Origin of the sequence: Methylosinus sp. H3A, from assembly GCF_015709455.1 — a bacterium.
In the GTDB taxonomy this organism is placed as follows: Bacteria; Pseudomonadota; Alphaproteobacteria; order Rhizobiales; family Beijerinckiaceae; genus Methylosinus.
Genome location: NZ_JADNQW010000005.1, coordinates 2243325 through 2255556, shown reverse-complemented (window position 1 = coordinate 2255556; position 12232 = coordinate 2243325). Strand labels below are relative to the sequence as shown.

Genomic DNA, 12232 nt, shown 5'->3' with positions numbered 1-12232 from the left:
CAATTGCTTAGATTAAGCTGCGATGAAGTATCTGTTGCTTGAATGCCGCCCCGGAATCTGCTCGACTACTTAATGTCGGAGCGCCACGATTCCTCCCCGACGCGCCGGCATCCTCCTCCTCGATACCCAGGAACGACAGATGAAAGTTATTCTGATGTCGGAAGAGTCCGACGAGATTCTGAAACAGCCTCCCGAAACCGCCAAGGACGGCGGCTTCCAGGGGCTCCTCGTCAAATTGCAAAGGCAATTGAATCGCCTCACCGGCGAGCTGGAACTAACGCCGGACGATCTGCGGCGCATTCCCAAATACGCCTTCGACTACCGCAATGGCGGCTGGGAAAACCGGCTGCGCCGCGCGTTCGAGCGGGTCCTTGGACCGAAATTAGGACGCGCGTAGGCGCTCCATGGCCGTGCCGGCGTATTGCGGATCGATCTCGATCCCGACGCCGGCGCAGCCGAGCCGCTCGGCGGCGACCAGCGTCGATCCCGCGCCCAGGAACGGATCGAGGACCGTCGCCGCCGTCTTCCCGTGCAGGCGGATACACCGCTCGGGAAGCTCGACCGGAAAGCCTGCGGGGTGGTCGAACTTCTGCGCCTTCGAGCGCACGGTCTTGTATGGGATGAACCACACATTCCCAGCGCAGCGCTTGTCCCGGTCGTGCCCCCACCGCGCGATGTTGCTCTTATCCTTGAAAGGGACGCCGACGGCGAGACGGTCGAGCCGCACGCTCCCGGTCTTCGTGAAGTGGAAGATCGACTCGTGGTTGTTGTTGAGGAAGCGCTGGCCGGCGATCGGCTTGAAGTGGCCGACGGAATCGTCGCCGATGCTGATCGACTTCACCCAGGTGAAATTGTTCTGAAGCGTGAACGCCTCGCGGAAGACGTTCGCGACGTCCATCGCAAGCCAGGGGTCGGCGTTCGTGCTGCCGACGTTGAGGAAGAAGGACCCGTCATCCTTCATCACGCGCTCGATCGCAGCGGCGATCCGTCTCAGCCACTCCAGATATTCCTCGCGCGGCCTCTTGTCGTCGTAGGACCGGTAGGCGACGCCGATGTTGTAAGGAGGCGACGTGACGACGACGTCGGTGCTTCCGGCCTCCATGCGCGCCAATTCATCCTCGCAGTCGCCGAGGACAATCTCCTGCCGTCCCACCATCCATGAGCGCGATCGGGCTTCCGCCTGACGAACCGCGCGATTACCATCAAGAACTTGCAACATCGACGTCCAGCCGTTCAATTCGGAGTCAAGCATCTTACCGAATTCGCGGCAGGGTACAAGGCTTATGGTTAATCAATTATTTACGCCACTCTCGGGATTCGTCGCTCGCGTCGTCCCATCCGTCGAACCATGCCTCCCACACCGTGGTCCCGTAGTCGGTCTCGTCGAAGGGATTCATGTGCCGGGGAACGCCGCGCGCGAAACCCTCAATTCCGAGCCGATACGGGTCCGGATCGTTGTCGTTGACGGGGTCCGTCGCGGATAGCGCCATGCCCCCCTAGGTAGCACGGCAGCGCTTTACGGAAAATGCCCGATGATATGGGCTATCGATCACCGGTCCAGACCGCGACCCCATCCTCTGTGTCCAACGTTTCATTGCAGCGCGGAGGTTCCCTTCGCCGCTATTCGGGCTTCATCGCGCGCGGCATACGACCCACTCGAGCCTGTCCTTCTCGGCCACCGCGACCTCTTCCTGCCAGTGTATATTGGTCGTAGTCAGCCGAGCGGTGTGAGCTCCCAGAGGAAGAGGTCGGACCGATTTCCGTGACGGGTCGAGCGCTAGAGAAGAGGCCTCCAGCGCCCGTCATGGAGATCAACCCTATGACCAAGTCAGCTATTTTGGATACTCCGCACGATCGGGCCGCCGGCTACAAAGTGGACGTACATCGGGGCGAACGAATCGGCCGCGTGTCCTCGGAATGGTTCTCCCGGCCGCCAGACGAGCGCTTCCTGTCCCTGTCAGACCTCTACGCGGCAGCGCGCGGCCGGACCGAGCGCAGCCGCACTCGGACGGTGGAGAGCGCGGCGATCCGGGTGGGGGCCGACCGCGGTAACGCGGAGCGCCTCACTCTCACATTGCCCGGCTCGGACGCGCCGATCGCGCCGACGCATTGGAGCTTCGGTCAGCTCGCGAGCCTGGTCGGCGCGCCGGCCGCCTACCTCCGCCAGCTCCCGGCGCCACTCGCCGGCATCAACCTCCAATACGGCTTGACGTCGAATCGCGCCGAGCAAGTGAAGACGTTGGAGATCGAAGATGGCCGCGTCGAACTGCGAGCCGTGACCGGCCCCGACTATGGCCGCATCTACGACCATGAACTTGTCGAGGCCGTGCAGCGCATCGCGGGCAACGGCACGGGCGATACGCGCTGGAAGGTGCCGGGCGTGCTCGACTGGTCGACCGGCGTCTACCATCCGCACGTCGATATCACGCAGGACACGACGACCCTGTATGCCTCGGACCGCGACGTCTTCCTCTTTCTCGTGGACGATCTCAATCCGATCGAAGCCGGTCGGCTGCCGGACGGCTCGCCTGATCTTTATTTCCGCGGCTTCTACTGCTGGAATTCCGAGGTCGGCGCAAAGACGCTCGGCATCGCGAGCTTCTATCTCCGCGCGGTTTGCCAAAACAGGAATCTTTGGGGCGTCGAAGATTTCGAGGAAATCACCATCCGCCACTCGAAATACGCCGCCTCCCGCTTCGCACATGAGGCCGCCCCGGCGCTGACCCGCTTCGCCGATTCCTCACCCATGCCATTCGTGAACGGCATCAAGGCCGCGCGGGAAAAGATCGTCGCCCGAACCGACGAGGACCGCGACGAGTTCCTGCGACGGCGCGGCTTTTCCAAGAAGGAGACGGCGAAGATCATTGATACCGTCTTGGCCGAGGAAGGTCGAAAGCCCGAGAGCATCTTCGATTTCGTGCAGGGCATCACTGCCGTGGCGCGGAACAAGACACATCAGGACGCCCGTCTCGATCTGGAGGGTCGCGCCAAGAAGCTCCTCGATCGCGCAGCTTGAATTCCGGAAAGCCGGAGACGCGGAAATCCGTATCTCCGGCTTCGTGCATTTCCGCATCTGCTGATCCTCTTTCCCGTGGCGTCGTCCTCAGAGTCAGAGGGCGGCGCCGCGCTTCGTGACGGGCTGCGAGCCGAGAGAGAGGCTTTCGGCCGCCTGTCACGGAGTTCATCCCCATGACTACTGCCGTTCACAAGATCACACTGTCATCCTCGCGCGACATTCCTTTCAACAAGCTCGTCCTCTCCCAGGCGAATGTCCGACGCGTGAAGGCCGGCGTCTCGATCGAGGAACTCGCCGAGGACATCGCTCGGCGCACACTGCTCCAGGGCCTGAACGTCCGGCCCGTGCTCGACGCTGACGGCGCCGAGACCGGCATGTTCGAAATTCCCGCGGGCGGTCGCCGCTATCGGGCGCTCGAGCTTCTGGTCAAACAGAAGCGGCTCGCCAAAACGGCGCCTGTCCCCTGCGTCGTCCGGGATCCCATGAGCGACATCCTCGCGGAAGACGACTCGCTCGCCGAGAATGTCCAGCGCGCGCCGCTGCACTCGCTCGATCAATTCCGAGCCTTTCAGACGATGCGGGCGAAGGGAAAGTCCGAGGAGGACATCGCCGCGGCCTTCTTCATCGGCGTCAATGTCGTGAAGCAGCGCCTGCGGCTGACCAGCGTGTCGGAGAAGCTCCTCGACATCTATGCCGAAGACGGAATGTCGCTGGAGCAGTTGATGGCCTTCACTGTCTCGTCGGACCATGCTCGCCAGGAGCAGGTCTGGGCGGCGCTGGAAAAGTCCTGGTCGAAAGAGCCTTATCAGATTCGGCGCATGCTGACGGAAAAAGCCGTGCGCGCCGCTGACCGGCGAGCCGTCTTCGTAGGTCTCGATGCCTATGAAGCGGGGGGCGGAATCGTCATGCGCGACCTGTTTCAGCACGACGACGGCGGCTGGCTGGAAAATGTCGCCTTGCTCGACAGCCTCGTCGTCGAGAAGTTGAAGGCTGCCGCCGAAACGGTCGCCGCCGAGGGCTGGAAATGGGTCGAGGTCGCGATCTCTTTTCCATTCGGACATACGAATGGGCTGAGAGAACTCGTCGGCGCGCCCACCGAGTTGACGGGCGACGAACAGGCGACGATCGACTCGCTCGCGGCCGAGCATGAGAGCCTGGAAATCGAATATGAAAGAGTGGACGAGCTGCCGGAGGATGTAGACCGGCGATTGGGTGAAATCGAGACTGCGCTCGCCGAATTGCAAAATCGACCGCGGAGCTTCGACCCGACCGAGGTCGCGCACGCCGGAGCATTCGTCAGCATCGACGCCGAAGGCCTTCTATCTATTGATCGCGGCTATGTACGGCACGAGGACGAGGCGCCCGCTCATGAGGAGAACACGAACGAGGATGCGGGCACAGTCGAATTGTCACCAGCCATTGCTCCCGCCGTGCAGCAGACCGTCACCACCATTGGAGGACGCCCGGTCGACTCGGAGGACGGCGAAACCGACGCGCTCGCGCCATTGCCCGAGCGGCTGATGATCGAGCTGACGGCGCACAGAACATTGGCGCTGCAGAACGCCGTCGCGAATAATCCGAACGTCGCCATCACGGCGCTGCTGCACAAGCTCGTCGCCGACACCTTCCATTACGCGGCGACTTCGGCCTCCGGCTTGGAAATTTCCTTGCGGCAGATCGCCTTTCCGATCCAGCCCACGGATCTGAAGAACAGCGCCAGCTCACATGCGATCGCGGAGCGGCAGGATGCGTGGAAATCGAGCATTCCCAGGGACGATCAGGCGCTCTGGGATTGGCTCGTCGACCTCGACGACGCGCATCGCCTCGCGTTGCTCGCGCATTGCGTCAGCCATGGCGTCAACGCCCTCCATGAGAAGACGGACCGCTATGGTGGCGGCGCGGTCACGGCGCATTCGGTACAACAGCGCTTGAAGAATGCCGACCGGCTCGCTCGGGCGGTCGGCTTGAACATGGTCGACGCCGGTTGGAAGCCGACAGTCGACAATTATCTCGGTCGCGTGCCGAAGCGACGAATCCTGGACGCCGTCCGCGAGGCCAAGGGCGAACGCGCCGTCCAGCTCATCGAACATCTGAAAAAGAGCGAGATGGCGGTCGAAGCCGAACGCCTGCTCGCCGACTCCGGCTGGTTGCCGGAGCCTTTGAGGCTCGACGAAGGTGTGCAGGACGAGTTCTCGGCAGGCGAAGCAGCCGACGAATCCGAAGAGCTGCCTGAGTTTCTGTCGGACGATGAAACGGACGAGAGCGTCGATTCCGATTGTGGCTGAATGATCTTTCGGCGGAGCGCTGCAACGCGCTCCGCCATTTTTCATGCCGGCGATCAAGAACTCCATCGTCACGCTTGTGCCTCCGCCATCGCGCGATTCCAGATGAGCCGCTCGTACGCGGCCCGTTGGAGACGCCGGGAGAGGAAGAGTCCGGCCAGGAGGGAGGCGAGCCGGCGGGTCCGAGAGAGAGCGCCAGTTGGCTCGTCCGCTCCCGCTCTCCCGAGAACTCTTCCATGTCCAAAATGTCCGATCCCGCGCCCGTCGAGGCGTCCACGACTCTCGTCCGCCACGTCGCGACGGGCGCCGTGATCGCCGACGCGGCTCGCCGTCTCCTTCCCCATCTAGAACATGGCCGACGCGTCGACGCCGCAATCCTGCGCGCAGCGATGGAATCCGCCTTCGGTGCATCGGACACTTCCGGCGCCTGGGACTGGAAGATGGGCTATGACGCCTGCGAGGCGGCGACAGTCCTTTTCCTGCGCAAATACGGAAAGGCGATTTTCCGCAAAGCCGACTCTCCGGCCGCCACACTTCCGATGCTGTCGAAAATCGCAAACCGCTTGCCGACGCATACGCGCAGATCGGAGGAAAGCGACACCTTCCAGCAATTCTCGACGCCGATCCCGCTTGGCCACGCGGTTCTCGCCGCTGCGGCGATTTCGCCCTCCGACCGAGTTCTCGAACCGTCGGCCGGCACGGGACTGCTCGCCGTTCTCGCGGAGATGGCCGGCGCATCCCTCATTCTCAACGAGATCGCCGACACCCGCGCGGAGCTTCTCTCTCTTCTTTTTCCCTCCGTTCCGGCCACCCGCTTCGATGCGGCGCAGATCGACGATCATCTCGATCCGGCAATCGTTCCTTCCGTCGTGCTGATGAACCCGCCGTTTTCGGCAATGGCGAATGTGTCCGGCCGCATGGCGGACGCCGCCCACCGTCACATCGCCTCTGCCTTCGCGCGGCTGGCCGATGGCGGACGCCTCGTCGCGATCACGGGCGCGAACTTCGCGCCCGACGCTCCCGTTTGGCGAGACGCATACATTGGCCTCCAGCAACGTGGCCGCGTCGTCTTTTCCGCCGCGATCGATGGCGCCGTCTACACCAAGCACGGCACGACCATCGAGACGCGGCTTACGATCATCGACAAACTGCCAGCGGACGACCCGAGAGTCTTTCCGGCGTCGCACGGCGCGGCGCCCGATGTCGCGACGCTCCTCGCCTGGATCGGCGAGCTGGCGCCGCCGCGCCTGCCGGTCGCCTTGCCGGCGCCGGCCAGCGGTCCGCGGCCGCGCACGGCGCCAGCCGTTTCCGTTCGAAACGCTCCGGTTCGCCGAGAGACGCTCGCCGGCGCGCCCGAGGGCGCCGCGCTCACCTATGAGATCGTCGACTGGACGCCGCCGGAAGGCGCTCGCCTGACGGATGCGATCTATGAAGAATACGGATTGCAGTCGATCCGCATTCCCGGCTCTCAGGCGCATCCCACCAAGCTGGTGCAATCCGCTGCGATGGCCTCGGTCTCGCCGCCGAAGCCGAGCTATCGGCCACGCTTGCCGGCGAACATCGTCTCGGACGGCCCGCTCTCCGACGCTCAGCTCGAAACAGTGATTTATGCCGGAGAAGCCCATTCGGCGTTTCTCGCCGGCTCGTGGACGGTCGACGAGACCTTCGACGTCGTCGCGGCGGCGCGCGACGAGGCGAAGAACGCCGTCCACTTCCGGCGCGGCTTCATGCTCGGCGATGGGACCGGCGCCGGCAAGGGGCGCCAATCGGCAGGCGTGATCCTCGACAATTGGATGCAGGGCCGCCGCAGGGCGCTGTGGATCTCCAAATCCGACAAGCTGCTCGAGGATGCGCAGCGCGACTGGTCGGCGCTCGGCATGGAGCGCCTGCTCGTCACGCCGCTCTCGCGCTTCCCCCAGGGCAAGCCGATCTCGCTGCAGGAAGGTATCCTATTTTTGACCTACGCTACGCTGCGATCCGACGAGCGCGGCGAGAAGGTTTCCCGCGTGCGGCAGATCGTCGAATGGTTGGGCTCCGATTTCGACGGGGTCATCATCTTCGACGAGAGCCACGCCATGCAGAACGCCGCCGGCGGCAAGGGCGAACGCGGCGACCAGGCCGCCTCGCAGCAGGGCCGCGCAGGACTTCGTCTCCAGCACGCGCTGCCGAATGCGCGCGTCGTCTATGTCTCGGCGACCGGCGCCACCACGGTCCATAATCTCGCTTACGCCCAGCGCCTCGGCCTCTGGGGCGGCGAGGATTTCCCCTTCGCGACGCGCGCCGAATTTGTGGAGGCGATCGAAGCCGGCGGCGTCGCGGCCATGGAGGTGCTCGCCCGCGACCTTCGCGCCCTCGGCCTCTATACGGCGCGCTCTCTCAGCTATGAGGGCGTCGAATATGAGCTGGTCGAGCATCGGCTGACGCCGGAGCAAATCCGCATCTATGATTCCTACGCTGCAGCCTTCGCCGTCATTCACAATAATCTCGACGCCGCCATGCAGGCGGCGAACATCACCGGCGCGACCGGGACTCTCAACCGGCAGGCCAAAGCCGCCGCGCGATCGGCGTTCGAATCCGCCAAGCAGCGCTTCTTCGGTCATCTGCTGACGAGCATGAAGACGCCGACGCTGATCCGCTCGATCGAGCGCGATCTGGAGGAAGGACACGCCACCGTCGTCCAGATCGTTTCGACCGGCGAAGCTTTGATGGAGCGCCGCCTCTCGGAAATTCCGACCGAGGAATGGAACGACGTCCAGGTCGACATCACGCCGCGCGAATATGTTCTCGACTATCTCGCCCATTCCTTCCCGGTGCAGCTCTACGAGCCCTTCACCGACAACGAGGGCAATCTGTCGTCGCGGCCCGTCTTTCGCGACGGCCAGCCGGTCGAGAGCCGCGAGGCGGTCGCCCGCCGCACTGCTCTGATCGAAAAGCTCGCCTCGCTATCGCCGGTTCCCGGCGCGCTCGACCAGATCGTCCAGCGCTTCGGGACCGACATGGTCGCCGAGGTGACGGGGCGCTCGCGGCGCATCGTGCGCAAGGGCGACCGCCTCGCGGTCGAGAGCCGCGCCGGCTCGGCCAATCTCGCCGAGACCGCCGCCTTCATGGACGATCAAAAGCGCATCCTCGTCTTTTCGGACGCCGGCGGCACCGGGCGCAGTTACCATGCCGAGCTCTCCGCTCGGAATCGACGGCTTCGCGTCCATTATCTGCTCGAGCCGGGATGGAAAGCCGATACCGCCATCCAGGGCCTCGGTCGCACCAATCGCACCAATCAGGCGCAGCCGCCGCTGTTTCGTCCGATCGCGACCGATGTGAAGGCGGAGAAGCGCTTTCTCTCGACTATTGCGCGCCGGCTCGACACGCTCGGCGCGATCACAAGGGGCCAGCGCCAGACCGGCGGTCAGGGCCTGTTCCGTCCCGAGGACAATCTCGAAAGCCATTACGCGCGCGACGCGCTGCGGCAGCTCTATCTGCTGCTCGCCCGCGGCAAGATCGAGGGCTGTTCCTTGCAGACATTCGAAGAGGCGACGGGATTGTCGCTGACGGATTCCAACGGGATCAAGGACGATCTGCCGCCGATCACCACCTTCCTCAATCGATTGTTGGCGCTGACCATCGAGCTCCAGGGCGTCCTCTTCACGGCCTTCGAGCAATTGCTGAACGCCAAGGTCGAAGGCGCCATCGCGGCCGGCGTCTATGACGTCGGACTCGAGACGCTGCGGGCCGAGAGTTTCCTCGTCACCGATCGCCGGACCATTTACGTCCATCCCGGCACGGGAGCGGAGACGCGCCTCCTGACCATCACGCAGCGCGAGCGCAATCATCCCCTGACGCTCGATCGGGCGTTCGATCTTCTCGCCGATCGGCGCGCTGTGCCGCTCGTCAACGAGCGCTCGGGCCGAGCGGCGATCCAACTGCCTGCGCCGTCGCTGATGCTCGACGATGGCGAGATCGAGCGGCGCGTGCGCCTCGTCCGTCCGATGGAGCAGCATTATCCATCTTTGAAGATGATGGAGGAAAGCCATTGGACCGAGGCCGACCGGGACGCATTCGCCGCCGTGTGGAGCGCCGAGGTCGCTGCGGTGCCGGAATTTTCTGACAGCACGATCCACATCGTCGCCGGCCTGCTTCTGCCGATCTGGAAACGGCTGCCGAAGGATTCGACGCGGGTCTATCGCCTTCAGACCGATGACGGCGAGCGCATCATCGGCCGCCGGGTCACGCCCGCCTGGGTCGCGGGAGCTCTCGCGAGCGGCGCAGTCGATCTGTCCGTAGAGGACGCCTTCGCTGCCCTGACGGATGGCCGCACCGTTCTCCACCTCGCCGAGGACCTCCAACTTCGCCGCGTTCGCACCATGGGCGCGCACCGCATCGAGCTGTCGGGATTCACCGATGCGATGCGCGAGCGCCTCTCCGCCTACGGGCTGTTCCACGAGATCATCTCCTGGAAGCTGCGCATGTTCGTGCCCGTCGACGCGAGCGGCGTCGCAGTGCTGGCGCAACTGATGGAGCGCTATCCGCTCCAGCGCGTCAGCGAAAGGGAGGCAGCGTGACATGCCTCGTCGCGACGCCTCCGATCTGGCGCAGCGTCTCGGCCGTCAGGCCGAGGCGGTGTGCCGTCATTATCTCCACAATGGACATCGTGAAGGCCGTTATTGGTTGGTGGGCGATGTTCGCAACACGCCGGGCCGCTCCATGTTCGTCCGGCTGATCGGGACGAAGTGCCGCAAGGGCGCCGCCGGCAAATGGACCGACGCCGCGACGGGCGAGCACGGCGATCTGCTCGACGTCATCCGGGAGAGTTGCGGCTTCGCCGATTTCAAGGACACTGTCGAAGAGGCGCGCTCGTTCCTCAGACTGCCGCGTCCGGAGCCGGAGCCGATGATGAAGAAGACAAGAATACGTTCGGCGCCGGCCGACTCCCGGGAGGGGGCAAGGCGGCTTCTCGCCATGTCGCAGCCGATTTCCGGGACTCTCGTGGAAACGTATCTGCGCAAACGCGGCATTACGGCTTTGCACGAAGCCGGAACGCTCCGCTTTCATCCGCACTGCTACTATCGACCGGACGAGCACTCTCCGACCGAAGTCTGGCCGGCGATGATCGCCTCCGTCACGGATCTCGACGGGCGCCTGACCGGCGTGCATCGCACTTGGCTCGATCCTCGTGGCTTCTCGGAGACGACGCTCGGAAAGGCGCCGATCGAAACGCCGAGACGGGCGATGGGCGATCTCAACGGCCATGCTGTGCGCTTCGGCGTGGCAGGCGAGGTCATGGCGGCGGGCGAAGGCGTCGAAACCGTTCTGTCGCTGCGATCGGCGCTTCCGACCATGCCGATGGCGGCGGCGCTCTCGGCGGCGCATCTCTCCGCCATCCTCTTCTCCGACACATTGCGCCGACTCTATATCGCGCGAGACGACGATCCGGCCGGCGACGCCGCGGTGACGGCCTTGATCGACCGGGCACAGCAGCTCGGGATCGAGGCAATCGTGCTATCTCCGGCGCTCGGCGATTTCAACGAAGATCTGCGGCTGCTCGGGCTCGATGCGTTCCGGGCGGCCGTACGTGTGCAGATCGCCCCGCAGGACGTCGCGCGCTTCATGGAGCTGGCGGCATAGGCCCGGGCTGAAGGGCGGACGCTCACTGCCGGCAGATTCACGTCGCGACGAATGATGACGTTTCCTGAATTGTCGGAGAGGTCCGCCCCCACGGCCTTCTTCAGAGGGCGATCGATCGGCAAGCGGCTCGGATCAGCAACGGCTGCGGCCGGCTATTTTCCGGCGCGGCCTGCGGCCGCTTTCCATCGCGAGGCAAAATAGCCGTCCTCCGCCGTCCTCCGCTGCGCTGCGGCCCTTCGCTTCGCTGCGGGTGCAGGTCCGCTCCGCCTGCCGCTTTCGTCGCCATGAAGGCCGCGATGGGCGCGGTCGATCCGACGAAAGGAAGCGCTATGATCACCGATCTCAACGATGAGCGCCACGAGCCGCCGCACGCCTCATCCCCGACCGACCATATCCTCCAGGAACTCCAGCTCTACGGCTATCGCCCCTTTCAGGACGAACCCGATCCGAGGCCATTGCCGGAAGGTCGCATCGTCTCGGGAGCCGTCGTCGACATCTTCGACGCGATGATCGCGGCATTGCAGGACACCCGCCTCGAGCCGGATCTCGGCGACCTGCTCTGGTCGACCGTCAATCTCTTTCACCGCGCCGTGGAGCGGATCGAGCGCGAGCTCGACGACAATGAGCAGGCGCAACGCCGATCGCAGCGCGAGCAGGATGGCGGCGAGGTGAAATCCGTCGAACTGGAGCGCCTCACCGCGGAAGGGCAGACGCTCCTCGAGCGCCGGGACGCTTTCGAGCTGATGCGCGATCAGGCCGCCGAGCATTACGAGCGCCAAACGGGATCGTCCTGGCGACCGCGCAGCGGATCGATGATCAATCACCGCAATCTCACCTCGGCGATGATCGACAGCCGGGACTTCCTCGCAGCGAAGAAGCGCTCCGAGAACGAGGTGCTCCTGCCGGCCGGTCCGAAGATCGCCGCCACCGGCGGCCTCGACTTCAACGACCATCGCCTGATCTGGGCCAAGCTCGACCAGGTTCACGCCAAGCATCCGGACATGGTGCTGCTGCATGGCGGCAGTCCGAAAGGCGCCGAACGGATCGCCGCCCGCTGGGCCGATCACCGCAAGGTTCCGCAGATCGCCTTCAAGCCCGACTGGACCAAGCACGCGAAGGCGGCGCCCTTCAAGCGCAACGACGCGATGCTGGAAATCCTGCCGATCGGCGTCATCGTCTTTCCCGGAACCGGCATCCAGGAGAACCTCGCCGACAAGGCTCGCAAGCTAGGTATTCCGGTTTGGCGTTTCGGAGCAGGCGGCGCGTGACAGGCTGTGTGAAAACTCGAAGGAGCCTCCTCATCGACGAGGCTCCT

Annotated in this window: 8 protein-coding genes; 6 read left to right on the top strand and 2 right to left on the bottom strand. The window is 64.5% G+C overall.

From position 1 onward, the window contains the following. Positions 1-139: 139 nt before the first annotated feature. Positions 140-397: an aspartyl-tRNA synthetase gene (locus IY145_RS13650; protein WP_196408704.1), complete on the top strand. Its 258-nt coding sequence runs from the start codon at positions 140-142 to the stop codon at positions 395-397. On the opposite strand, the gene IY145_RS13645 is transcribed toward IY145_RS13650, so the two are convergent. Further along, positions 383-1237 carry a site-specific DNA-methyltransferase gene (locus IY145_RS13645; RefSeq protein ID WP_210332670.1) on the bottom strand — a complete coding sequence of 285 codons (855 nt, stop codon included), beginning with the start codon at positions 1235-1237 and terminating at the stop codon, positions 383-385. The genes IY145_RS13650 and IY145_RS13645 overlap by 15 nt on opposite strands. A gap of 58 nt (positions 1238-1295) precedes the next feature. Next, positions 1296-1490 carry a hypothetical protein gene (locus IY145_RS13640; protein WP_196408703.1) on the bottom strand — a complete coding sequence of 65 codons (195 nt, stop codon included), beginning with the start codon at positions 1488-1490 and terminating at the stop codon, positions 1296-1298. 329 nt (positions 1491-1819) lie between these two features. Between IY145_RS13640 and IY145_RS13635 the strand changes: the two genes are divergently transcribed. From IY145_RS13635 to IY145_RS13615, 5 genes are all read left to right on the top strand, one after another. After that, entirely contained in the window at positions 1820-3016 is a 1197-nt protein-coding gene (locus IY145_RS13635) for a DUF932 domain-containing protein (protein ID WP_196410543.1), read from the top strand. Between the two features lie 173 nt (positions 3017-3189). Next, entirely contained in the window at positions 3190-5301 is a 2112-nt protein-coding gene (locus IY145_RS13630; protein WP_196408702.1) for a ParB/RepB/Spo0J family partition protein, read from the top strand. Positions 5302-5534: 233 nt separating this feature from the next. Beyond that, entirely contained in the window at positions 5535-9854 is a 4320-nt protein-coding gene (locus IY145_RS13625) for a strawberry notch family protein (RefSeq protein WP_196408701.1), read from the top strand. Between the two features lies 1 nt (position 9855). Continuing rightward, positions 9856-10917, top strand: coding sequence for a toprim domain-containing protein (locus tag IY145_RS13620; protein ID WP_196408700.1), 1062 nt, complete (start codon positions 9856-9858; stop codon positions 10915-10917). Positions 10918-11246: 329 nt separating this feature from the next. After that, the gene (locus tag IY145_RS13615; RefSeq protein ID WP_246722015.1) at positions 11247-12185 is read left to right on the top strand and encodes a DUF2493 domain-containing protein; all 939 of its coding nucleotides are present in this window, start codon (positions 11247-11249) and stop codon (positions 12183-12185) included. Positions 12186-12232 lie beyond the last annotated feature (47 nt).

Bases quoted from the DNA above. Each gene is read 5' to 3' on its own strand.
- IY145_RS13635 (WP_196410543.1), top strand. From the start codon at position 1,820: ATGACCAAGTCAGCTATTTTGGATACTCCGCACGATCGGGCCGCCGGC.
- IY145_RS13625 (WP_196408701.1), top strand. From the start codon at position 5,535: ATGTCCAAAATGTCCGATCCCGCGCCCGTCGAGGCGTCCACGACTCTC.
- IY145_RS13640 (WP_196408703.1), bottom strand. From the start codon at position 1,490: ATGGCGCTATCCGCGACGGACCCCGTCAACGACAACGATCCGGACCCG.
- IY145_RS13650 (WP_196408704.1), top strand. From the start codon at position 140: ATGAAAGTTATTCTGATGTCGGAAGAGTCCGACGAGATTCTGAAACAG.
- IY145_RS13630 (WP_196408702.1), top strand. From the start codon at position 3,190: ATGACTACTGCCGTTCACAAGATCACACTGTCATCCTCGCGCGACATT.
- IY145_RS13620 (WP_196408700.1), top strand. From the start codon at position 9,856: ATGCCTCGTCGCGACGCCTCCGATCTGGCGCAGCGTCTCGGCCGTCAG.
- IY145_RS13615 (WP_246722015.1), top strand. From the start codon at position 11,247: ATGATCACCGATCTCAACGATGAGCGCCACGAGCCGCCGCACGCCTCA.